At 73.1% G+C, this 20,549-nt stretch carries 22 protein-coding genes and 2 tRNA genes; 14 read left to right on the top strand and 10 right to left on the bottom strand.

The features are described from left to right. Nucleotides 1-140 precede the first annotated feature (140 nt). Entirely contained in the window at nt 141-938 is a 798-nt protein-coding gene (locus tag AB0C36_RS21155) for a DUF1444 domain-containing protein (RefSeq protein ID WP_358356210.1), read from the top strand. Nucleotides 939-1,170: 232 nt separating this feature from the next. Here the strand turns inward: AB0C36_RS21155 and AB0C36_RS43265 are convergent, their stop codons facing one another. Then, the gene (locus AB0C36_RS43265; protein WP_435839088.1) at nt 1,171-1,404 is read right to left on the bottom strand and encodes a hydrophobic protein; all 234 of its coding nucleotides are present in this window, start codon (nt 1,402-1,404) and stop codon (nt 1,171-1,173) included. Between the two features lie 131 nt (nt 1,405-1,535). Here AB0C36_RS43265 and AB0C36_RS21165 point away from each other — a divergent pair, with 131 nt between their 5' ends. From AB0C36_RS21165 to AB0C36_RS21180, 4 genes are all read left to right on the top strand, one after another. Continuing rightward, nucleotides 1,536-2,288, top strand: coding sequence for a helix-turn-helix domain-containing protein (locus AB0C36_RS21165; RefSeq protein WP_358356211.1), 753 nt, complete (start codon nt 1,536-1,538; stop codon nt 2,286-2,288). Continuing rightward, entirely contained in the window at nt 2,258-2,797 is a 540-nt protein-coding gene (locus AB0C36_RS21170) for a hypothetical protein (protein ID WP_358356213.1), read from the top strand. The genes AB0C36_RS21165 and AB0C36_RS21170 overlap by 31 nt, the downstream gene beginning before the upstream one ends. Nucleotides 2,798-2,985: 188 nt before the next feature. Then, entirely contained in the window at nt 2,986-3,852 is an 867-nt protein-coding gene (locus AB0C36_RS21175; RefSeq protein WP_358356215.1) for an alpha/beta fold hydrolase, read from the top strand. 55 nt (nt 3,853-3,907) lie between these two features. After that, nucleotides 3,908-4,660 carry a copper homeostasis protein CutC gene (locus AB0C36_RS21180; RefSeq protein ID WP_358356217.1) on the top strand — a complete coding sequence of 251 codons (753 nt, stop codon included), beginning with the start codon at nt 3,908-3,910 and terminating at the stop codon, nt 4,658-4,660. A 45-nt stretch (nt 4,661-4,705) separates the two neighbouring features. Here AB0C36_RS21180 and AB0C36_RS21185 read toward each other — a convergent pair whose 3' ends face one another. Together AB0C36_RS21185 and AB0C36_RS21190 are read right to left on the bottom strand one after the other, a co-directional pair. Next, nucleotides 4,706-5,377 carry a response regulator gene (locus AB0C36_RS21185; RefSeq protein ID WP_358356219.1) on the bottom strand — a complete coding sequence of 224 codons (672 nt, stop codon included), beginning with the start codon at nt 5,375-5,377 and terminating at the stop codon, nt 4,706-4,708. Next, nucleotides 5,374-6,603 carry a sensor histidine kinase gene (locus AB0C36_RS21190; RefSeq protein ID WP_358356221.1) on the bottom strand — a complete coding sequence of 410 codons (1,230 nt, stop codon included), beginning with the start codon at nt 6,601-6,603 and terminating at the stop codon, nt 5,374-5,376. Before AB0C36_RS21190 ends, AB0C36_RS21185 begins: the two co-directional genes overlap by 4 nt. Nucleotides 6,604-6,737: 134 nt before the next feature. Here AB0C36_RS21190 and AB0C36_RS21195 point away from each other — a divergent pair, with 134 nt between their 5' ends. From AB0C36_RS21195 to AB0C36_RS21205, 3 genes are all read left to right on the top strand, one after another. Beyond that, nucleotides 6,738-7,649 carry an ABC transporter ATP-binding protein gene (locus tag AB0C36_RS21195; RefSeq protein WP_358356223.1) on the top strand — a complete coding sequence of 304 codons (912 nt, stop codon included), beginning with the start codon at nt 6,738-6,740 and terminating at the stop codon, nt 7,647-7,649. Beyond that, complete coding sequence (locus AB0C36_RS21200; RefSeq protein WP_358356225.1) at nt 7,646-8,680, top strand: ABC transporter permease; 1,035 nt, start codon at nt 7,646-7,648, stop codon at nt 8,678-8,680. The genes AB0C36_RS21195 and AB0C36_RS21200 overlap by 4 nt, the downstream gene beginning before the upstream one ends. Before the next feature lie 113 nt (nt 8,681-8,793). Continuing rightward, on the top strand, nt 8,794-9,609 hold the full coding sequence (locus AB0C36_RS21205) for a DsbA family protein (protein WP_358356227.1): 816 nt from the start codon (nt 8,794-8,796) through the stop codon (nt 9,607-9,609). A 35-nt stretch (nt 9,610-9,644) separates the two neighbouring features. Here AB0C36_RS21205 and AB0C36_RS21210 read toward each other — a convergent pair whose 3' ends face one another. Both AB0C36_RS21210 and AB0C36_RS21215 read right to left on the bottom strand, forming a co-directional pair. Continuing rightward, nucleotides 9,645-10,094, bottom strand: a complete 450-nt coding sequence (locus AB0C36_RS21210; RefSeq protein WP_358356229.1) for a hypothetical protein — start codon at nt 10,092-10,094, stop codon at nt 9,645-9,647. A gap of 167 nt (nt 10,095-10,261) precedes the next feature. Further along, nucleotides 10,262-10,735: a hypothetical protein gene (locus AB0C36_RS21215; RefSeq protein ID WP_358356230.1), complete on the bottom strand. Its 474-nt coding sequence runs from the start codon at nt 10,733-10,735 to the stop codon at nt 10,262-10,264. Between the two features lie 131 nt (nt 10,736-10,866). Between AB0C36_RS21215 and AB0C36_RS21220 the strand changes: the two genes are divergently transcribed. The 4 genes from AB0C36_RS21220 to AB0C36_RS21235 all read left to right on the top strand — a co-directional run bounded on the left by AB0C36_RS21220 (nt 10,867) and on the right by AB0C36_RS21235 (nt 13,927). Beyond that, a tRNA-Arg gene (locus tag AB0C36_RS21220) sits at nt 10,867-10,939 on the top strand. A 103-nt stretch (nt 10,940-11,042) separates the two neighbouring features. Beyond that, nucleotides 11,043-11,115: transfer RNA gene (locus tag AB0C36_RS21225), tRNA-Met, on the top strand. A gap of 188 nt (nt 11,116-11,303) precedes the next feature. Next, the gene (locus AB0C36_RS21230; RefSeq protein WP_358356232.1) at nt 11,304-12,791 is read left to right on the top strand and encodes an SDR family NAD(P)-dependent oxidoreductase; all 1,488 of its coding nucleotides are present in this window, start codon (nt 11,304-11,306) and stop codon (nt 12,789-12,791) included. Beyond that, nucleotides 12,785-13,927 carry a leucine-rich repeat domain-containing protein gene (locus tag AB0C36_RS21235; RefSeq protein WP_358356234.1) on the top strand — a complete coding sequence of 381 codons (1,143 nt, stop codon included), beginning with the start codon at nt 12,785-12,787 and terminating at the stop codon, nt 13,925-13,927. The genes AB0C36_RS21230 and AB0C36_RS21235 overlap by 7 nt, the downstream gene beginning before the upstream one ends. Before the next feature lie 308 nt (nt 13,928-14,235). Here the strand turns inward: AB0C36_RS21235 and AB0C36_RS21240 are convergent, their stop codons facing one another. Then, nucleotides 14,236-14,829 carry a PadR family transcriptional regulator gene (locus tag AB0C36_RS21240; RefSeq protein ID WP_358356236.1) on the bottom strand — a complete coding sequence of 198 codons (594 nt, stop codon included), beginning with the start codon at nt 14,827-14,829 and terminating at the stop codon, nt 14,236-14,238. 431 nt (nt 14,830-15,260) lie between these two features. Here AB0C36_RS21240 and AB0C36_RS21245 point away from each other — a divergent pair, with 431 nt between their 5' ends. Then, a complete protein-coding gene (locus AB0C36_RS21245; RefSeq protein WP_358356238.1) occupies nt 15,261-15,872 on the top strand; it encodes a hypothetical protein in 612 nt (203 codons plus the stop codon). Nucleotides 15,873-15,969: 97 nt separating this feature from the next. Next, on the top strand, nt 15,970-16,896 hold the full coding sequence (locus AB0C36_RS21250; RefSeq protein WP_358356240.1) for an LLM class F420-dependent oxidoreductase: 927 nt from the start codon (nt 15,970-15,972) through the stop codon (nt 16,894-16,896). Between the two features lie 176 nt (nt 16,897-17,072). On the opposite strand, the gene AB0C36_RS21255 is transcribed toward AB0C36_RS21250, so the two are convergent. The 4 genes from AB0C36_RS21255 to AB0C36_RS21270 all read right to left on the bottom strand — a co-directional run bounded on the left by AB0C36_RS21255 (nt 17,073) and on the right by AB0C36_RS21270 (nt 20,438). Continuing rightward, nucleotides 17,073-17,531, bottom strand: a complete 459-nt coding sequence (locus AB0C36_RS21255) for a VOC family protein (RefSeq protein ID WP_358356242.1) — start codon at nt 17,529-17,531, stop codon at nt 17,073-17,075. 149 nt (nt 17,532-17,680) lie between these two features. Continuing rightward, complete coding sequence (locus tag AB0C36_RS21260; protein WP_358356243.1) at nt 17,681-18,916, bottom strand: pyridoxal phosphate-dependent aminotransferase; 1,236 nt, start codon at nt 18,914-18,916, stop codon at nt 17,681-17,683. A gap of 92 nt (nt 18,917-19,008) precedes the next feature. Further along, a complete protein-coding gene (locus AB0C36_RS21265; RefSeq protein ID WP_358356245.1) occupies nt 19,009-19,812 on the bottom strand; it encodes an SDR family NAD(P)-dependent oxidoreductase in 804 nt (267 codons plus the stop codon). A gap of 119 nt (nt 19,813-19,931) precedes the next feature. Beyond that, on the bottom strand, nt 19,932-20,438 hold the full coding sequence (locus AB0C36_RS21270) for a nuclear transport factor 2 family protein (protein ID WP_358356247.1): 507 nt from the start codon (nt 20,436-20,438) through the stop codon (nt 19,932-19,934). Between the last annotated feature and the right edge of the window lie 111 nt (nt 20,439-20,549).

Below are 20,549 nucleotides of genomic sequence, written 5' to 3' on the forward strand. Positions count from 1 at the left end.
AGCCAGTACTCGCGCAGCGGACCCGCGGTGGCCGGAAGCGCCAGGAACGGCTCGTCGAGGAGTTCGGCGAAGGCGACCTTGTCGCGCCCCGCGAGGCGTTCGCCGAACGCGGCCTCGAGGTCACGGTGTTCGCGGACCACATGACGGACAGCGCGAACCGGCACTACAACCTGTACAACCTCGCGGCCGGCTGCCACAACAACGAACGCGGCCAGCGCGCCTGGGCGTCGCTCATCCGCGACCACGTCGACAAGCTCGTGCGCGCGATGGACGCCCCTTCGGCCGTCGAGACGCTGCCCACCGACGAGCTGTGGGCGCGGCTCTACCCGCGCGTCACCTCGGACGACAACCTCCCCGACGACCCCGCCTTCGGGTACGCCCCGGTCCCGGCCCCCGGTCTGCGCGAAGTGCTGGCCCTCGACCTGCCGGAGAGCGTGCAGACGCTGCCGGGCGACGCGCTCGCGCAGCTCGGCGACATCGCCGAACTGCGGCTGCGCGCGATGAACAACCTGCGCGCGCTGCCGGTGGAGGACCACGACGTGGTCAAGCAGGACGACGGCGCGACGTTCCGGGTGGTGCTGGGCGACTCGTTCTTCACCGCGAGCCGCGTGCTGGTGCTCGACGACCTCGCCGAGCGTGTCTCGGGCGAGGGCATCGGCCCGGACGGCGCGCTGGTGGCCATGCCGTTCCGGCACATGCTGGCGTTCCACCCGGTCGTCGGCGTGGACGTGATCCCGTCGCTCAACGCGCTGGCGGCGTTCGCCGCGTACCGGCACGAGGAGGCGCCGGGCCCGGTCAGCCCGTACGTGTACTGGTGGCGTCGGGGCCGACTCACCCAGCTGAGCGAGCGCGACGAGGACGGGCAGTTGTCGATCGTCGTCGGCGCGGAGTTCCAGGCAGTGCTGGAACGGCTGTTGGACGAGGACGAGGGGCACTGACCGGTCGCCGGCCTGGGCTCGGGACGCGCCCGAGCTCCTCGCCGAGACCGTGCGAAGACCTCGCAAAGACTTGCGGAACGGCTTCCGGGAGTTGTACCGGACGACTTCCGGAATCGTGCGTAACCCGCGGCGCGCAAGGTCGTTGTACCCGTCGAGACCCCGGAGCGTCCCCCCGTTCGCTCCGGGGTCCCTTCACGTCCGGGGTCCCGTCACGTCCGGGGTGGGCTGCGGCCTACCAGCGACGGCGGCGCGTACGCGTGCGCGTGGTACGGCGCCTGCGGTACCCGCCGCGCCGACCGCCGCCGCCGCGGGCGCCCGCCCGTACTCCGATGCGCTGGCCGCCGAAGACGAAGGCCAGCAACCAGACGACGATGACAATGACTGCGACCCACCACAGTGCCTCGATGAGGAACCCCGCACCGAAGAGCAGGAGGGCCAGGATGAGGACCAAGACAACGGGAAGCATGTAATTCCGCTGCCCGGTTGCGCCCGGTTGATGCGGTTGGAGGTTGCCCCAATCCGATTGCGTCTCGCAGCGTCCACTGCGGTGTGATCGTCCAGGTCCGGCCGCGGCGGGGGCGCACCTAGCCTGACCCCGTGGAGCCCGCCGGAGAACAACGCCCGCCCTTCTCCCCCGTCGCGGCGCGCCGCGCCCGCGTCGGACTGCACATGACGCATGATCAAGTCGCCTACGGACTCGCGGCGTTCCGGGTGCACACGACAGCCGCCACGGTGGCTGCCTGGGAGTCGGGGCAAGCGGTGCCCGACGAATCGGAACTGCTCGCGCTCGCGGAAATCCTCTGGTGTGCTCCCGTCGACCTCATGGGATCGGCCGGGGCACTGCGCGAGCACCGGATCGGACGGCGTCTGTCGGTCGCGGAGTTGTGTGCGCGCATCGGCGTACCCGAGTCGCGCTACGTCGCCATGGAACGCGAGAACGCCTGGCGCGGCGATGAGCGCGCCTCGGCCGCCCTGGTTCGCGAACTCGGGCTTTCGCTACGCGATTTGGTGCGTGTCGCGGGCGCGTCCGGGCAGGTCGAGGATCTGCTCCACGAGACCCTTCAGGGCCGTCCGAAGTCGCAACTGGCCGCGATGACCCGGCTTTTGGGGATGCGGAGGAGTCGGATCGGAGCCGCCTTGGCCGGGGTACACGAGGAGTTCACGCACCGGGCTCGGGTGTCGCTGTCATGGTCCGACGGCGTTCCGGGGGCGCGACCGCGCGGCGACGCCGACGGGTCGGCCGTCGATCCGGCGCGCATGGCCGACCGCTTCTGGGAGCTCCTCGGCCACCCCGCCGCGGAACCAGGCATGATCGGCATATGGCACCGAGACCGCCTGGACGTGGACTGACCGACGGCATAAGGCTGTTCCCGTACGTCGGCCCGCCAACTCTGGCCGAAGCCGCCCGCACCCAGCCCCCGGGGACACCCGCCCGGACGCGCGCCGATCTGTCCGCATGGCTGGGCGCACGCCCGCCCGCCGAGCACGACGAGCCGTTCACCTACACGGTCGGCGCCGACGGCGTACTGCGGCTCGCTCCACGGCGCAGCGAGCATGTGGCCTGTGCGGGCGGCGAACCGGTGGGCGCGGCAGGGGAGATCGCGTTCGTGCGCGCAGCGGACGGCTGGATGGTCGACGAGGCCGACAACCTGTCGACCGGGTACTGCCCGGACCCGGACTGCTGGACGGTCCTGGCCGCGGCCCTGGACACCATCGGCGTCGGGCGCCCGGACGCGTTCACCCGCTCGGTCGTCTTCCGTCGCTGCCCGCGGTGCGGTGAACGCAACGTAGTGCGCGACGGCTACTTCACCTGCGCCCTGTGCGACGCGGACCTGCCGAGCGAGTGGAACTTCGCCTGACTCCCATCCGGGTCTCGTGCCACCCACGGTCGTGTGCGCCCTGCGCGGCGGGTGCGGCCCCGGTGCCGTGGTGCTACCCCCTGTTAACGTCGGGCGCCTATCTTGCCGACTGGGCAGCCGGCAGGTTGCCGAGCCGGACAGGGCGCCGCCCGGCGTCCCGGGATCGCGCACAGCACCAGGGAGGCGCCATGGCCGTGATCGAGACCATTGATGTCGAAGCGGGCGGGTTCACTTTCCGCGCGCGGGCCGCGGGCCCTGGGGACGGGCGGCTGGTCCTGCTCCTGCACGGGTTCCCCGAGACCTCGGCGGAGTGGCTCGGCCAGTTGGACGCCCTGGGCGATGCGGGCTATCGGGCCGTCGCGTTCGACCAGCGCGGCTACTCGCCGGGTGCCCGGCCGGCCGAGGAGTCGGCGTACGACCGGGACGCGCTGGTCGGAGACGTCCTGGCGGTCGCGGACGCGCTCGGCGCGGTCGGGCCGGCCGCCGGCGGAGCGGCCTTCGACCTCGTGGGCCACGACTGGGGCGGGGCGATCGCGTGGCAGGTGGCGGGGCTGCACCCGGCACGGGTGCGCACGGTGTCCGTCGTGTCGACGCCGCACCCGGACGCCATGTGGGCGGCGAGTCGGCAGACCGGGTCGGACCAGCGCGAGCGCTCCTCGTACATGAAGCTGTTCCGCACCCGGGGCGAGGCCGAGGAATTGCTGCTCGCGGACGACGCGAAGTACCTGCGGGCCGCCTTCAAGGGGCTCTCGGAGACCGCGGTCGCGGAGTATCTGGATGTTCTGCGGCAGCCTGGCGCGCTCACGGCCGCGTTGAACTGGTACCGCGCCATCGAGCCCAAGTCGCTGCACGACGCGGGAAGCATCGAGGTGCCCGCGCTGTACGTCTGGGGGGCGAAGGACCCGGCGATGGGGCGCATCGCCGCGGAGATGACGGCGACGTACGTGAGCGCGCCGTACCAGTTCGTGGAGCTGCCGGACGCGGACCACTGGGTGCCGGAGAACGCCGTGGCCGAGTTGAACGAATCGCTGCTGGAGCACCTCGCGACCGACTGACGCGCGCCGCGGCACCCCGGCGGGCGGCTCACGCGCCGCGTGACAGGATCTTGGAATGCGCGAACCGCTCCTCGAAGTCGTGGTCCTCTCCCCCGCCGACGCCTTGGCCGCCGTCGCGGGCGGCGCGGACCGGGTCGAACTGGTCACCGACATGGCCGCCGACGGGCTCACTCCGGATCCCGCGGTGTTCCGGGCGGTCCGGGACGCGGTCGAGGTCCCGGTACGCGTCATGGTCCGCCGCACGGCCGGTTTCGCGCGCGGTGCGTCGCCGGACGCCCTCCGCACCGACGCCGCCGAGTTGTGGGCGGCGGGCGCCCGGGAGTTCGTGGGCGGCTGGCTGACCGAGGACGGTGCCGTCGATGTCGAGGCCTGTCACGCGGTGTTCGGCGGACTGCCCGATGGTGCTTGGACGTTCCACCGGGCCGTCGACCACGCGCGCGACCGCGCCGAGGCGTGGCGGCTGATTGGCGGGCTGCCGGGTGTCGACACGGTCCTGACCTCAGGCGCCCGCGAAGGGGTCGGAGCCGGGGCGGCTGTCCTCGCGTCGCAGCTGGACGCGACGGGGCCGGAACGCGACCGCTCGGGCGAACACGGCGGCTCGGACGGACATGACCGCTCGGGCGGACTCACCGCAGCACCGCGCGTCCTCGTGGGCGGCGGTCTGCGTCTCGACCATGTACCGCAGTTGCGGGCCGCGGGCGCGGATGCCTTCCACATCGGCACCGGGGCGCGGGACGGCGGTTGGTCCGGCCCGGTGGACCCGGAGCGCGTTCGGGTCTGGCACGACGCCGTCCACCGGCCGCTCTGAACGATTGCGCCGACCACGCCCGGTCGGCCCGACCCGGCGGCGCAACTACGGTGCCACCAGGCCGAATTCATACGCCATGATGACCAGGTGCACGCGGTCGCGGGCGGCCAGCTTGGTGAACAACCGCGCCACGTGTGCCTTGGCGGTCGCGACGCTGATGTGCAGTTCCGCGGCGATCTCGGTGTTCGACAGCCCGCGCCCGACGAGGACCAGCACCTCACGCTCGCGCTCGGTGACGCCGCCCGGCACTCCGGAGCCCTCGCCCTGACCACCGGACTTCGCGGTGGCCGCCGGGCGCGCGGCGAACTCGCCGATCAGGCGCCGCGTCACGCTCGGCGCGATCAGCGCGTCGCCCGAGGCCACCACGCGGATCGCCCCGAGGATGTCGTCGAGTGCCATGTCCTTGACCAGGAAGCCGCTCGCGCCCGCGCGCAGCGCACCGTACACCGAATCGTCGTCGTCGAAGGTCGTCAGCACGAGGACCCTGGTGTCGACCGGCAGTTCGCCGATGCGGCGGGTCGCCTCGATGCCGTCGGTGCCGGGCATGCGGATGTCCATCACCACGACGTCGGGCCGCAGTCGGTGGACCTGCTCGACGGCTTCCGCGCCGGTTCCGGCCTCGCCGACCACCACGAGGTCCGGGGTGTCGGCGATCAGCACCCGCAGCCCGGTGCGGATGAGCGGTTGGTCGTCGGCGAGCACGACACGGATCGTCATCGGTTCTCCGCGGGAAGGGGCAGGCGGGCGGTCACCCGGAACCCGCCCTCGGGCCGTGGTCCGGCGGTCAGTTCGCCGTGCAGCAGTGCCGCGCGCTCGCGCATCCCGGTCAGGCCGAAGCCCCGCCCGGACGGCGGTCCGCCGCGCCCGTCGTCCGTGATCTCCAGCCGCAGTTCTCCGTCGTCCCGGTCGACCGCGACGCGGCACACATCCGTCCCCGCGTGCCGGATCACGTTGGTGACCGCCTCCTGGACGATGCGGTACGCGGACAGGTCGATGTCCGGCGGGAGTTGCCGGGGCACTCCGCCGCACGAGATCTCGACGCGTACGCCCGCGTCGGCACTGGTGGCGGCGAGCCGGTCGAGGTCGGCGAGTCCGGGCGCCGGGGCGCGTACCGGGTCCTCGGACCTGCTGCGGCCCGCGCGGCCGTCCCGGTCGCGCGCCGGTTCGGCTTCGGCGGCGCGAAGTGCGGTGACCGTACGCCGCATTCCGGCGAGCGCCTCCCGGCTGGTCGCCTCGATCGCCTTCAGCGCGTTGCGCGCCTCCTCGGGCTGCGTGTCCAGCACCCGGTGGCCGACGCCTGCCTGGATGGCGATGATGCCGATGCTGTGCGCGACCATGTCGTGCAACTCCCGGGCGATGCGCAGGCGTTCGGCGGTGACGGCCTGAAGGGTGTCGCGGACGCGGCGCTCGTCGTCCGCGGCGCGGCGGCGGCGCAGCGCGTCGCCCGCGGCCCACGCGACGGCGGTGGCGGCCAGCAGGATTTCGGCGACGAGGACCACGCCGGGGTCGCCCGCGGGCGGCCAGGCGGCGGCGTACGCGCCCAGCACCGCCGCGGTGCCGAGCGCCGCCGCGACCGAGGTCCGCCGTACGCGCGTCGCGGCGATGTGGGCGACCGCGGCCTGCACCGCGAGGACCTGTGGGACGGCGACGCCGCGTTCACCGAGGACGGCAGGTATCGCCATAAGGGCGACCAGCAGCACGGCGAGCACCGGCAGCGGGCGGCGGCGCAGCAGGGTCAGGGGCGCCAAACCGACGGCCGTGACGAGTAGCGCGAGAGCCGGCCCCGGCCCCGCGAAGCCGAGGACCAGGTCGCCGTCGAGCGCGCCGTCCGGACTCGTGGGCACGATCACGGCCGCGCCGACCAGCGCGCACAACAGCGGCGCCGTCCACACGCCGGGCGGCGGCAGGCGGCGGGCGGACGGGGTCTCCGGTTCGGTCGGCACAGCCAGATCGTAGACGTTTGCCCTGTTCAGTGGCATTGGCCTGGGGGCGTACGCCCGGAGGCCACCTCCCGGGCCGACTACTGTGGCCCACGGCCCGATGCCCGCGTACACGCTGTGGCGGCACCGTGGACGGCATGATCGAAGTCCACGAGTTGACGAAGCGATTCGACGGCACCACTGCCGTCGACCGGCTGACCTTCACGGTCCGTCCCGGCCAGGTCACCGGCTTCCTGGGACCCAACGGCGCGGGCAAGAGCACGACGCTGCGGCTCATCCTCGGCCTGAACGCGCCGACCGGCGGCACCGCGCTGGTCGACGGCCGCCCGTTCCGCGACCGCCCGCGCGGGCTGCGGCACGTCGGCGCCCTCCTCGACGCCCACGTCGTGCACGGCGGACGCACGGCCTCGGCGCACCTGCGGGTGCTCGCGCGGAGCAACGCGATCCCGCGCCGCCGCGCGGACGAGGTGCTGGAGGAGGTCGGGCTGTCCGCGGCGGCGGACCGGCGGATCGCCGGGTTCTCGCTGGGCATGCGGCAGCGCCTCGGCATCGCGGCGGCGCTGCTGGGTGATCCGCCCGTGCTGCTGTTCGACGAGCCGGTCAACGGCCTGGATCCCGAGGGTGTGCTGTGGGTGCGCGGACTGTTCCGGCGCCTGGCCGCCGAGGGGCGGACCGTGTTCGTCTCCAGCCATCTGATGAGCGAGATGGAGAACACCGCCGATCGGCTGGTCGTGATCGGGCGCGGGGCGCTGGTCGCGGCGGAGGGCGTCGCGGAGTTCGCGGCGCGGGGACGGCGGCCGAGCGTGGTGGTGCGTACGCCGGACCCCGACGCGCTGGCCGTGCTGCTGTCCGCCGAGGGCGCGACCGTGCGGTCCGAGGCCGCGGGGCGAATGGCCGTGACGGGACTGACCGCCTCCCAGGTCGGCCGCGTCGCGGCTGCGGGCGGGGTCGTCCTGGAGGAACTGGCGGCGCGCGCGTCGTCACTTGAGGAGGCGTTCGTGGAAATGACCGGTGACCGCGTCCAGTTCACCGCAGGCGGTGAGCGATGACGGGGACGGCCTCCCGCCCGGCGGCATCCGAGGGCGCCGGGCCCGCGCTGCGCAAAGTGCCCCGCTCAGAGGCTCGTTCGGAGGCTGGTGCGGGGGCCCGTTCCGACGCCCGCCCGGAAACCTGTTCGGACGCCCGCTCGGGCGACGGACGCGAGCCCGGCCCGGCGCCCGGTCCGGCGCCCGGTCCGAAGTCCCGTACGACGTACCGCTCCGCTCCGCGGCCGGAGCCCCGCGCCCGCTTCCGCGACCTGGCGGCGGCCGAGTGGATCAAGTTGTGGTCGCTGCGCTCGACGCCCTGGGTGCTGCTGGTCACCGCGGCCGCGGTGCTCGCGCTCAACGCGAACGCCGCTTACGCCGACTACGCGAACTGGCCGCACTACGACGCGGAGGCGCGCCGGTTCGTGGTCGAGGTCACCGCGCTGCGGGACGCCTTCAGCACCAACGCGGCCATGCTGCTCGTGCTGGCGTGCGGGACCGTCGGCGCGCTTGCGGTCGTGAGCGAGTACGCCACGGGGATGGTGCGTACCGTCTATGCCGCGGTCCCCGCACGGCAGTCCGTGATCGCCGCGAAGGCGGCCGTGCTGGCCGCGCTGATGACGGTGTTCGGCGCGGTGGTGGCCGCGGCGTCGCTCGGCGTGACGCGCGCGATCCTGGGGAGCCGAGGCGCGGGCGTGCCGGTCACGGACCCCGCGACGCTGCGCGCGCTGGCCGCGTCCGCGCTGCTCGCCCCGGTGTCGGCGCTGGTCGGCATGTGCCTGGGAGTGGTCGTCCGGCATGCCGCGACGACGGTGGTGGCGACGATCCTGCTCCTGATCGTGCTGCCGTCCTTCCTCGACGACCGGCGGCCCTGGACGGCGGCGCTCAAGCACGCGGCGCCGACCAGCGCGTGGGAGCGGCTGGTGGGGCCGGACTCGATGGCCCGGCTGGCCGAGTACCCGATGACCGTCGCGGAGTCGTGGATCGTGCTCGCCACGTGGCCCGCGATGGCCGTGCTGATCGCGATGCCGGTGGTCCGCAGGCGCGACCTGTAGGGCACCCCTCGGCCCCGTGCGGCGCAATCTGCGTGGCGCCTGCGTGACTCTTCGGGGTCCGCCGTCGTTGTGCTGCGCGCTGTGCGACGACCCCAACGGAAGGCGGCACATCGATGCGGATCATTCTGGGAGCCGAGGAGGGTCCGACCTCGCGGGCGTACCGCCGCCGGGTCGTGGCCGTGGCGGCCGTGGGCCTGCTGGCTGTGGTGATGGGCATTTTGGCGCAGTTCGCGCAGGCCGGATCGGCGCCGACGGGCGGCACGTCCCCGGGCGAGACGCCCACGGCGCCGATCGAGAGCCACTCGCGCCGCGACGCGGTGCCGGCGGCGGCGTACTCGACGCCGTTCGTACGCCCGGCCTCGCCCGTGGCCACGAACGACCCGATGGCCGTCGGGCGCGCGGACGCGCCGGTGGTGATGGTCGAGTACGCCGACTTCCTGTGCGGCTACTGCACCCGCTTCGCCCGCGACACCGGGCCGGAGATCGTCAGCCGGTACGTCGACGCGGGCGTGCTGCGCATCGAGTTCCGCAACTTCCCGATCCGGGGCGAGGGGTCCGACGAGTTGGCCCGGGCGGCCTGGGCGGCGGCACAGCAGGGGCGCTTCTGGGAGTTCCACAACTCCGCCTACCAGGCAGGCGCCTACACCCCGGCGGCGGAGAGCACCCCGCTCGGGTACGCGCGGGCGGCGGGCGTACCGGATCTGGACCGCTTCGCGGCCGACATGGCAAGTCCCGCGGCTCGGCAGGCGGTGGACGACACCGTGGCCGAGGGCGTCGCTGCGGGGGCGGAGATGACCCCGACGTTCTTCGTCAACGGGAAGAAGCTGGTGGGCGCGCTGCCGAACCAGACGTTCTTCGACGAGATCGACGCCGCGGCCCGTGAAGCGCGGTCCCCGTACCCGATGCGCGGGTACGGGCAGTTGCTCTGAGACGGGCGGTCATGTTCCTGCCCTGAGACAAGCGGTCAGGTTCCGCCGACGACGGGCAGTTCCGGAGGGCAGGCCACCGGCAGGACGTCGAAGCGTCCGGTCGGTCTGGCCTGCACCGGTATGTCGTACGTGAAGCAGCGGTAGATCGTCGACTTGCCGAAGGTCGTCGTGCGCTCTTCCTCGGCCTTCACGATGCCCTTGATGCCTTCGGCCGCTCGGTCCAGCGTCACCACGCGCACCTTGACCTCCCAGAAGTCCAGGCGCAGCGAGTCGCCCAGCGGCGACGCGCCGGCGTCCATGGACCCGGCCACGATCCCGGCCCAGTGCCGGGCGTGTTCGAGGGCGAGGCGTTCGGTGCGCTTGAGGTCGCGGCGCGCCTCGACCCTGAGGGTGACCACCACGCCCGCGACGACCAGGCCGACCACCAGCACCGTGACGACGACCATCGACAGACAACTGAACCGCGGCGTACCCCGCCTGGCCATGAACGAACCCCTGTTGTCGCTGATATGGCTTTTGTCGCTTGAGCCGTTGATGTCGCGTCACATGTGAACCGCTTGTCGGTTCATGGCCGGAAATCGCCTCGAAATGTTCGAGACGCCGACCGGAACCTGCACGGAAACCGCACCCTATCGACCGATCGTGGTCGCGGTCACGGCCCGTCGGCGGAGATCGCCGCGCGCAACGCCGCGTCGTGCGCATCGGCCACCGGGTCGGCGAGGTCCGCGACGAACACGGCCACGGCCCGGACCCCACGGTCGCCCGCGCGCAGCCGCGCGAGGACGGCGCGCCACGCGGCCATGTTGGGGTGCGGAACCGCGGTGTACCCCTCGGCCGGGGCAAGCAGCTCCACCGCTCGCCCCACCTGGTCGACCGTCAGGTCGTACGACGCGGTGCCCGTCCGGTGGCCGCACGCCGTCGCCAGCACCACCGCCGAGAGGGCGGCTCCCCCGGCGTTGGCCACCGGGAACTCCGCGGCCGCGCCGCCCGCTTCCGCGTCGGTCCCGGAAGCCACCGTGCCCATGCCGAACGCGGCGGGTGTCCGCCACCCGGGAATCGCCGCCTCGAAGCGTTCGCGTGCGGCGGCGAGGTCCGCCGCGGTGGTCCAGTTCTCGGCGGTGGTCATCGGCGGACTCCCGGTGGTTCGGCGTATGTTGCGTCGGCGCGGCCCCGGGCCGGGCGGTCGATGCCCCGGCGCCCGCGGAACACACCGCGCCGCGCCGACCGTACCCGCCCCGGTAGGCTCCCCCACGCAGTGGGCCCGTAGCGCAGCGGCCGACGCGCCTGACTTCTCATCAGGAGGACGCCGGTTCGAGTCCGGCCGGGCCCACTGCGGGCGCGAGTGCGCTGCCGTTGTGCCTGGCGGGGCCGCTGCGGCCGGGGAAATCCCGGTGCCCGGAGCGGCTTTGCGCCGGTACCTTGACGGCACGCGCGGGTCCGTAGCGCAGTGGTCGTCGCGCCCGTCTCATGAACGGGAGGACGCCGGTTCGATCCCGGCCGGGCCCACCGGCGGCCGTACCGTCGCCTCCGGGCACGAGCACACGAACACACGAGCACAACAGACCTGGCCGCACGACCGACAGAAGGCGACCGCCATGACGCACGCAGCACCGGCCGGGGCACGGCGCCCCGATCCCGCAGAGCCGTAGGTACCGGCCGCTCCGACCGTCCACTACCCCAAGGGGAGCGCCGCGTTGACCGAGACGACTCCGGCACCCCCTGTGGTGCCGTCCATCCATGCCCCGACCACGACAACCGCCCCGGGGGCGACGACCGACGGGGCCGCGCACAACCCGACGGCCCACAACCCGACGGCCCACGACCCGGGTCCGGGCCGCGCGCTGGACGCGTGCCTGGCACAACTGGCCGCGCTGGAGGACCTGGCCCCCGACGACCCGGTGCGCCGCCGCATCGAGCTGGCGGTCACGGCCTTCGTGAACTCGGGCCGCAAACAGCGCCGCGCCGAGCGGAAGCGCACGCGTGCCGCCGAGCGCGCCGAGGTGTTCGCGCGTACCGCGACCGGCGCCGACGACCGCGTCGACGACGAGCCGCTCGACGATTCGGCGGCCGACCCCGGACCCGTGGGCACCGTCCCCGGGCAGCGCTGCTACGTCTGCAAGCGCATCTACAGCGTGATCGACGCCTTCTACCACCAGCTGTGCCCGCGCTGCGCCCACGAGAACCGGGTGCGCCGGCGGGCCCGCGCCGACCTGGCCGGGCGCCGTGCGCTGGTCACCGGCGGTCGCGTCAAGATCGGTTTCGAGCTGGTGCTCAAGCTGCTGCGCGACGGAGCCGAGGTGATCGTCACGTCGCGGTTCCCGCACGACACGCGGACCCGCTTCGCGGCGGTACCCGACCACGGCGCGTGGTTCGACCGGCTGACCGTCGTCCCGATCGACCTGCGGGACCCGGGCCGGCTGATCACGTGGTGCGACGAACTCGTGGCCGAAGGACGCCCGTTGGACATCCTCGTCAACAACGCGGCGCAGACCGTGCGGCGTCCGCCGGAGTCGTACGCCCCGCTGCTCGCGGCCGAGCGCGCGGCACTCGGCGCCGCGGCCTTCGAGCCGGTCACCGCGGTCGCGCCGGCGGTACCCGGAGGCGCCGTCAAGCCGCTGCCGCAACTCGTGTCCGCGGCAGGCGGGTTGGCACTTCCTCTCGACGCCGCCGGACTGCTTCCCGACACCTCGCCCGCGAACTCGTGGTCGAGGCGGGTGCACGAGATCGACCCGGTCGAGCTGCTGGAGGTGCAACTCGTGAACGTCACCGCACCGTTCCTGCTGGTGAGCCGCCTCCTGCCACTGATGCTCGAGTCGCCGTACGCACGCCGCTACATCGTCAACGTCTCTGCCGTCGAAGGGCAGTTCACGCGGCACTACAAGGCCCCCGGCCACCCGCACACGAACATGGCGAAGGCCGCGCTCAACATGCTCACGCGCACGAGCGCGGAGGATCTGGCGCGGCACGGCGTCTACATGACGAGTGTGGACACCGGGTGGATCACCGACGAGAAGCCGTTCCCGGACCGGGAGCGGGTGGCGCGTGCCGGGTTCCGCACGCCGCTCGACATCGTGGACGGCGCGGCGCGCGTGTACGACCCGGTGGTGCGCGGTGAGCAGGACCCGGGCGCGGAGCCGCCGTTCGGGTGCTTCCTCAAGGACTACGCGGTGGCGCCGTGGTGACCCGGGACCGCTCCGACGGCGCCGACCTGGCGCCGCTCCTGTCCCGGCTCGCGCAGGACGGGCCGGTCGCCGGGCGCCTCGACTTCCCGGTCGGGACGCTGCTCCCGGACGGTCGCCTGGACCTGTGCAAACAGGACCTCGGACCGGACGGCGGGCGCGCGGTGGCCGCGGCGCTGCGCCCGGGCGGGCCGGTGCGGCATCTGCTGATGGGCACCGACCTGCTGGGCGACGCGGGTGCCGTCGCGGTGGCGCACGCTGCCGCCGGGGCCGGGGTCGACACCGTGTACCTGGGGTGCAACCTGATCGGCCCCCAAGGCGCGGACGGGATAGCGGCGGCGTTGCGCGACCGGCCCGGCGTCTCGGGCCTTTGGCTCAAGCGCAATCCGTTGGGCGGGGCGGGCGCGCGTACCGTCGCGGCACTGGTCCGCGACGGTACGCCGCTCACGACCGCCGACCTCGTGCAGACCGGCCTGACCGCGGCCGATCTGCCGGAGCTGGTGGACGTGCTGACGGCTCCCCCGCAAGGCGTACACCGCGTCGAGCGGCTCTTTTTGACCGGCAACCGGCTCGGCCCGGAGGCCGGTACGGTGCTCGCCCGATTGCTGGGAGCCCCTTGCGGGCTGCGGGAGTTGTACGTCTCGGCCACGGCACTCGGCGACGCCGGCCTCCTCGCGCTGCGTACGGGGCTCGCCCGCGCCGCGCGTACCGCACCGGGCCGCCTGCGGCGCCTCGCCGTCGGCGACAACGGGGCCGGCCCCGACGCGGTGGCCGCGCTGGTCGCGGCCGCGGTCGACGCGGGCGTGGAGGTGCTGTCGGTCGGCGGCGTACGCGCGTCCGGTTTCCTCGGCGCGGCGTCGAACCGCCTGGACGACGCGGCGACGGGGCGGATTGCCGGGGTGCTGGCCGAGCGCGGACACGCGCTGGTCTATCTGGACCTGCACGGCACGGGCGTGACGAGCCGCGGCGCCCTCGCGCTGGAGGCGGGGCAGGAACGGGCGGCGACGGAAACGCACTTCGTGCTGGGATCGGGCATCGCCCGGTCGGTCAAGCGGCGTCTGTCGGCCCGGGGGCTCCCGGCCGCGCCGATGGTTCCGGACGAGGTCCGGGCGATCCGGTCGGTGTACCGGACGGCGTGAGCGAGGCGCCCGACTCGGACGCAGAGGCGGAGGCGGCCCGTTTCGGGGCTGCCGGTGCGCTGCGCCCCGACGGCACCGGGCACGCGTAGACCCCGAGGCCGAGACCCAGGCCGAGGCTGACGCCGACGGCGAGGGGACCGGGGCGGCGGTCGAAGCCGGGCGCGGAGGCGGGTACTGCGGCGGTCCGCGACGAGGAGTGCGGGTGGCCGGGACCCTTCAGCCGGTCCCGGCTCACCGTTTCTCCGTCCCGCGCACGGCCGTCCCGGGGGCGGTGCCCCGGCGGGGCGGCACGTCTCGCGCGCCCACGGTTAGTCGGCCTCGGCCAGGATCAGGTACAGACGCTTGCGGGCGTCCGCCATGACCTCCAGGGCCTTGGCCCGCTGGTCCTCGCTGCCGGTCGCCATGACCTGGCGCAGTGCGTCGCCGACCTGGAAGACGGCGGTGCGGACCTCGTGGAACGCCTCGCGGTCGAAGCCCTGGTTGACGGCATCCCACGGGGCTGCGCCCTCGGGCTGCGCGGCGGCCTCCTCGCGGCCGGTGTCGGTGAGCGAGAACAGCTTCTTGCCGCCGGACTCCTCACCGGCGATGACGCCCTCGTCCTCGAGCAGCTGGAGCGTGGGGTAGACGGAGCCGGGGCTCGGCTTCCACGCGTCCTGCGTGCGCTCGGCGATCTCGCGGATCATCTCGTAGCCGTGCATCGGCCGCTCGGCCAGCAGGGCCAGGATCGAGGCGCGGACGTCGCCGCGCCGGGCCCGGCCGCGTCCCCGGCCGCGCGGGCCGTGGCCGCCATGGCCCCGCCCGAAGCCGCCCGGACCCCACGAGGGGTCGGGGCCCCACGGGCCGAACGCCGGACGTCGCATCTCTCGGTCGCCCCATGCGGGACGGTGCTTCTTGGCATGCATGATGTCTCTCCTTCATATCGCGAACCCTTCGCGATGGCTCAACGATATATCGGAACACGCTCACGATGCAACCCCGAACTTTCCTCGCAGTGATTCACCCGTTTTGCGGCACTTGCCGACCGCGTCGGCCGCGCTCGCGGGACGGCCCCCGCAGCCGTCCGGACGACACCCGGAACTCCCTTTCCCGCCACAGGGGTTGACGGCCTTTATCCGGGTACATTTCGGGCAAGTGCCATGAGCGAACACGGCACGAACTCCGGCAGGTAGGCCCGCCGCGCCCCGGCACCATGCGGCGGACACCGCGCGACCCGCGGCCTCCGATGATCGGGGTGTGTCCGGAAACGCCCTAGGATCGTCGGGACACCGAGGGTGACCGAGCCGTCGCACCGTGACGTACGGGCACGCCTGCCGGATTCGCGAGGGAGAGCACTGTGTGGGTCTGGCTCGGGGTCGGTGTGGCCGGGTACCTGGCGCTGATGTGCGTCGTGGTCCTCGCCCTGCGGGGCGCCAAGGCCCGCAACGCCGCCGAACGTGCCGCCGACGCGGCCGACCCGGAGACCCCCTGGTACGCGGGGTCCGGCGACCAGGGCCACCCCGGGGACGCGGCGGCCCCGACGGCGGTTGCCGCCGAAGCGGGGGCCGACGGCGACCGTGACGAGGCCGAGCCGCCGCCTCCCCCGGAGTCTCGGGAGATCGCGGGACCCGCGGAGAACGCCAAATCCGCCGAAACCACCGAAACCACCCAGCCGCCGTCGGGCGCGGTGGCGGACCGCGAAGCGGACGCGGAGACGGCCGGAGAAGCCGCCTCGGGCACGAATCCGGATGCGCGTGCGGACCATGAGCCCGGAACGGACACAGAGCCGCGGCCCGAGGCCGGCGCCGAGCCCTCAGGCGGGCCCGTGACCGGGCCGTCTGCCGATCCGGGCTGCGATGCCGCGACCGCCGCGCCTCCCGGCGCTCCCCGGCAACGCGGCGGCGAACCGGGGGTCGGTCCCGCCCAGTCGCCCGCGGCCCCCGCGTCTCCCCGCCGCCCGGTTCGCTGAGGCCGCGAGGCAGCGGCCGTACGCCCGTGCCCGCCTCGCGCGAGACAACTCGCGGCCCGCTCCTGACGGATCGTCAGATGCCTGCTAGCGTCGGCCCATGTTCCTCTCGCTTGGTCTCCCGACCCATCTGGTCGACGCCGGTGCCGATCTGATCAGCGCCGAGGCGGTCATGGAGATGGCCCGTGCCGCCGAGACGGCGGGCTTCGACGCGGTCTTCACCACCGACCACCCCTTCCCCGGGGACACCTGGCTCGCGCACGGCGGCCACCACACGCTGGACCCGATGGTGACGCTGTCGTTCGCCGCCGCGGCCACCACCACGTTGCGGATGCACACGAACCTGTTCGTACCCGCGTACCGCAACCCGTTCGTGTCCGCGAAGATGATCTCGTCGCTCGACGCGCTGTCGAACGGCCGGGTGATCCTGGGTGTCGGAGCCGGCTACCTGGAACCCGAGTTCGCGGCCCTGGGCGCCGAGTTCGAGGGCCGCAACGACTACCTCGACGAGGCGCTGCGGGCGATGCGCGCCGCGTGGACCGGCGAGTCGGTGACGTTCGAGGGCACCGGGTACACCGCGGTCGGCAACACGATGCTGCCGCGTCCCGCCCAGCAGCGGATCCCGGTGTGGGTCGGCGGCAACAGCAAGCGGGCGATCCGCCGGGTCGTCGACCTGTGCGACGGCTGGCTGCCGATGCCCGCGCCGGCCAAGGCGTCCAAGAGCCTCAAGACGCCTGGCATCGAGTCGCTCGACGACCTGCGCGCACGTCTCGACTACGCGCGCGAGTACGCCGAGTCCGTCGGGCGCACCGACCCCATCGACGTCATCTTCATGCCGCGCGGGCTCAGCATGTTCTCGGGCGCCGACATCGACGCCGACGCGGTTGTCGAGGACCTCGCCGAGCAGGCGGCGGCCGGCGTGACCGGCGTGACCATCGCGCTCCCGGCCCGCACCCGCGCGGAATTCCTGGAGCAGGCCGCGTTCTTCGGCGAGCGGATCGTCCCCGGGGTCAAGAAGCTCCCCTGAGTCGGAATCCGGGTCCGAATCCGGGCGCGTGGAACGGTGCACGCCGGGATCCGCAACTCCGCCCGACGTAGGGCGGTTTGCGGATCCCGGCGAGCGGCGCGGTCAAGATCGCCAGGTCGGACCAGGGCCGACCACACCAGATCACCCCAGATCAGGTCAGGTCGGATCAGTCCGGATCAGGCCGTCGGTACCGGAGCCGGCACCGGGTCGACGCCGAAGACCCACGGCGCGAGCACGATGATCCAGCCGTCCGGGTCCGCGAAGCAGACGCAGCCGCGCTCCGGCCAGTACGGGTTGGCGGCGGCCACCGGCTCGTGCCCCGCGGCGCCCAGCCGGGCCGTCGCCGCGGCCACCGCGTCCGGACCGGACATGTACAGCACGAGCTGGTTCTCCGGGTGTGGTTCCGGGATCACCGGCGGATTGCCGTGCTGGGTGATCTCCAGGTGCACCGCCGCGCCCGGCAGCCCGACCAGCACGCCGTCGTACCCCGCGTGGCCGTCGTCGCCACGCCAGCGGGCCAGCACCGGCAGCCCGAGCGCATCCGCGTAGAAGGCCACCACCTCGTCGTAGCGGGCGGTGGGCCGGGCGAAGCGCACGGAGCCTACGGGCAGGTGGGCGGGCCATTCGGTGCTCATGATCGGGAACCTAGCACGCGTCCTGGCGCGCCCGAGGGACGCCTGTCACCGGGCGGTACGACGCTCGGCGCGGGCCTCTGAGCGGTCTCTGAGTGGGTCTCTGAGTGGGTCTCTGAGTGGGTCTCTGAGCGCGGGTCCGGGCGCGCGGGTCACTGCCGGTAGGACCCGATGAACTTCCCGATCCGCGTGACCGCGTCGTCGAGGTCGTCGACGTGCGGCAGCGTCACGATGCGGAAGTGGTCCGGGGTCGGCCAGTTGAAGCCGGTGCCCTGCACGACCAGGATGCGTTCCTGCAGCAGCAGGTCCAGGACGAACTTCTCGTCGTCGACGATCGGGCACACCTCGGGGTCGATGCGCGGGAAGGCGTACAACGCCCCGCGCGGCTTGACGCAGGTGACGCCCGGGATGGCGGTGAGGAGTTCGTACGCCTTGTCGCGCTGCGCGAGCAGCCGCCCGCCCGGCAGGATCAGTTCGCGGATGCTCTGGTGCCCGCCCAGCGCCGTCGCGATCGCGTGCTGCGCGGGCACGTTGGCGCACAGCCGCATGTTGGCGAGGATGTTCAGGCCCTCGATGTAGTTCTCCGCATGCGTCTTCGGGCCGGACAGCATGAGCCACCCGGAGCGGAACCCCGCCACCCGGTACGCCTTGGACAGCCCGTTGAACGTCAGGCACAGCAGGTCCGGCGCCAGCGACGCGAGGGGGACGTGCACCGCGTCGTCGTACAGGATCTTGTCGTAGATCTCGTCGGCGAGCAGCAGCAGGCCGTGGCGGCGCGCCAGATCGACGATGCCGTCCAGGAGTTCGCGCGAGTAGACGGACCCGGTCGGGTTGTTCGGGTTGATCACGACGATCGCGCGCGTGCGGTCGGTGATCTTCGCGGCGATGTCGTCGAGGTCCGGGAACCAGTCGGCGCTCTCGTCGCACAGGTAGTGCACGGGGGTGCCGCCGGAGAGCGAGACGGCCGCGGTCCACAGCGGGTAGTCGGGGGCGGGCACGAGGACCTGGTCGCCGTCGTCCAGCAGTGCCTGGAGGGCCATCACGATCAGCTCGGAGACGCCGTTGCCGAGGTAGACGTCCTCGACGTCCACCCCGTGGATGCCGCGCTCCTGGTAGTGCTGCACGACCGCGCGCCGGGCGTGGAACAGCCCCTTGGAGTCGCAGTACCCCTGCGCGGACGGCAGCCCGAGGATCATGTCGTGCAGGATCTCGCCGGGAGCCTCGAAGCCGAACGGCGCGGGATTGCCGATGTTGAGCTTGAGGATGCGGTGGCCTTCGTCCTCCATCCGCTTGGCCTCGTCCAGGACGGGACCGCGGATGTCGTAGCAGACGCCGGCGAGTTTGGCCGACTGCCGAATCTGACGGTACGGCAGTTCCCTGGTGCTCACCGGCTGGTCCTCCCCGAGATCGCGTGGCGTATCGGGCGAGTCTCCCATATCGCCGTGTGCGCTCCGTCGGGAACGCGCCGGGTCGGCCCGCGTCAGCGGCGTCCCATCTTGGTCAGGAAGTCGCCCAGGAACCCGTTGGGGTCGGCGTTCTTGGCCCGTGCGGTGGCCGCGTCGCGCTCGGTCGCGTACGTGACGAACACGTCCGTGCCCAGGCAGTCCAGCAGCGCCGACGCGACCTGTTCCGGCGTCGCGGCGGTGGCGGGGTCGACGGGGAAGGGCGGGTCGTTGTTGTCGCGCTCGCGGCTGAACTCGGTGGCGGTGGTCCCAGGCACGAGAAGGTGTGCGGACACGCCGCTTCCGGCGAGTTCGAGGTAGAGCGCCTCGGTCCACAGCTCGACGGCGGCCTTCGACGCCGCGTACGCGCCCGCGCCCATGCTGAACATGTGCACGCCCATGCTGGACAGGTTGACGACGTGTCCGTGACCGCGTTCCAGCATGCCGGGCAGCAGCGCGGCGGTCAGGCGTACCGGCGCCTCGAAGTTGACCGCCATGACCTCGCGCAGGTCCTCGGGGGTCAGCTTGGCGGCGCGCCGGCGTTTGGGGATGCCGGCGTTGTTGACGAGGACGTCCACACCGCCGAGTTGCCTGGCGGCGTCGGCGGCGAAGGCCTCGATGCCGTCCAGGTCCGCCAGGTCGACGGGCAGCGCGACCGGCAGGCCGGCCGAGTCCGGCGCGTGCTCGCGGCACTCGGCCAGCACCTCGGCGAGCCGGTCGGCGCGCCGTGCGGCGAGCCCCACGGTGGCGCCCTCGCGGGCGAACGCGACCGCCGTCGCGGCGCCGATGCCCGACGAAGCTCCGGTCACCAGTACGCGCTTGCCCTCGAACCGTCCCGCCATCGCCGCCGCTCCCTGCCCTACGTAGCCCCACGTGTCCGGTGGAGCCGATCATGTGCCGGTCCGCCCGGTGTTGCAAGAGCTGACGGTACGTCAAATCACCCGTCGGCGCCCGTCGCCCGTCAGTCCGTGACCGCGCCGAGCCCGCCCGGCGCAAGGTGGTGCGGGAACGCGAACACCTCGGCGCGGCCGGTCGTCCGGGCGAGCGACTGGTAGCGCCGGTGCGTGAAGCGCCAGCGGTTCGTCCGCGGCTCGCGCCGGTACTGGTCGTGGTAGACGCCGAACGCGTTGGTCCAGTGCCCGTTCTCGCGGTCCTGCCGCAGTTCGCAGATGTACAGACGGCCCTCGGCCGCGTCCGGGTCGCCGCCGACCGACGTCTCCACGCGTGTGTTGAGCGGCACGAACTGGAAGAACTCGAAGCGCTCGATGGCCCCCGAGATGAACCCGGAGACACCGTCGGGACCCGCCAGCCGCAACGGTTCGCCGACCCCGGTGTCGACCACCACGACGGCGGCGGGGTCGAAGATGTCCGCGAACTCGGCCCACGCGCGGCGGCTGACCGCGTCGGCGTACCACGCCTGGAGCCGCGTGACGCCGACGTAGTCGACGGTCTCCTGGTCGAAGCCCATGTGCCCGTCCTCCCTCTGGAACGGCCGTCCCGGGGGATCCGGGGCGTGCGGCCGCACCGGCGGACAGCAGACCGGATACCGGCGGAAGGATCAAGGGCGATCCGCCGTCCG

The organism is Streptodolium elevatio, assembly GCF_040649515.1.
Lineage (GTDB): Bacteria > Actinomycetota > Actinomycetes > Streptomycetales > Streptomycetaceae > Yinghuangia > Yinghuangia elevatio.

Excerpts from the sequence above, each read along its gene's own strand:
- AB0C36_RS21155 (WP_358356210.1), top strand. The coding sequence starts at position 141 with ATGACGGACAGCGCGAACCGGCACTACAACCTGTACAACCTCGCGGCC.
- AB0C36_RS43265 (WP_435839088.1), bottom strand. The coding sequence starts at position 1,404 with ATGCTTCCCGTTGTCTTGGTCCTCATCCTGGCCCTCCTGCTCTTCGGT.
- AB0C36_RS21170 (WP_358356213.1), top strand. The coding sequence starts at position 2,258 with ATGGCACCGAGACCGCCTGGACGTGGACTGACCGACGGCATAAGGCTG.
- AB0C36_RS21175 (WP_358356215.1), top strand. The coding sequence starts at position 2,986 with ATGGCCGTGATCGAGACCATTGATGTCGAAGCGGGCGGGTTCACTTTC.
- AB0C36_RS21180 (WP_358356217.1), top strand. The coding sequence starts at position 3,908 with ATGCGCGAACCGCTCCTCGAAGTCGTGGTCCTCTCCCCCGCCGACGCC.
- AB0C36_RS21185 (WP_358356219.1), bottom strand. The coding sequence starts at position 5,377 with ATGACGATCCGTGTCGTGCTCGCCGACGACCAACCGCTCATCCGCACC.
- AB0C36_RS21195 (WP_358356223.1), top strand. The coding sequence starts at position 6,738 with ATGATCGAAGTCCACGAGTTGACGAAGCGATTCGACGGCACCACTGCC.
- AB0C36_RS21200 (WP_358356225.1), top strand. The coding sequence starts at position 7,646 with ATGACGGGGACGGCCTCCCGCCCGGCGGCATCCGAGGGCGCCGGGCCC.
- AB0C36_RS21205 (WP_358356227.1), top strand. The coding sequence starts at position 8,794 with ATGCGGATCATTCTGGGAGCCGAGGAGGGTCCGACCTCGCGGGCGTAC.
- AB0C36_RS21210 (WP_358356229.1), bottom strand. The coding sequence starts at position 10,094 with ATGGCCAGGCGGGGTACGCCGCGGTTCAGTTGTCTGTCGATGGTCGTC.
- AB0C36_RS21215 (WP_358356230.1), bottom strand. The coding sequence starts at position 10,735 with ATGACCACCGCCGAGAACTGGACCACCGCGGCGGACCTCGCCGCCGCA.
- AB0C36_RS21240 (WP_358356236.1), bottom strand. The coding sequence starts at position 14,829 with ATGCATGCCAAGAAGCACCGTCCCGCATGGGGCGACCGAGAGATGCGA.
- AB0C36_RS21250 (WP_358356240.1), top strand. The coding sequence starts at position 15,970 with ATGTTCCTCTCGCTTGGTCTCCCGACCCATCTGGTCGACGCCGGTGCC.
- AB0C36_RS21255 (WP_358356242.1), bottom strand. The coding sequence starts at position 17,531 with ATGAGCACCGAATGGCCCGCCCACCTGCCCGTAGGCTCCGTGCGCTTC.
- AB0C36_RS21265 (WP_358356245.1), bottom strand. The coding sequence starts at position 19,812 with ATGGCGGGACGGTTCGAGGGCAAGCGCGTACTGGTGACCGGAGCTTCG.
- AB0C36_RS21270 (WP_358356247.1), bottom strand. The coding sequence starts at position 20,438 with ATGGGCTTCGACCAGGAGACCGTCGACTACGTCGGCGTCACGCGGCTC.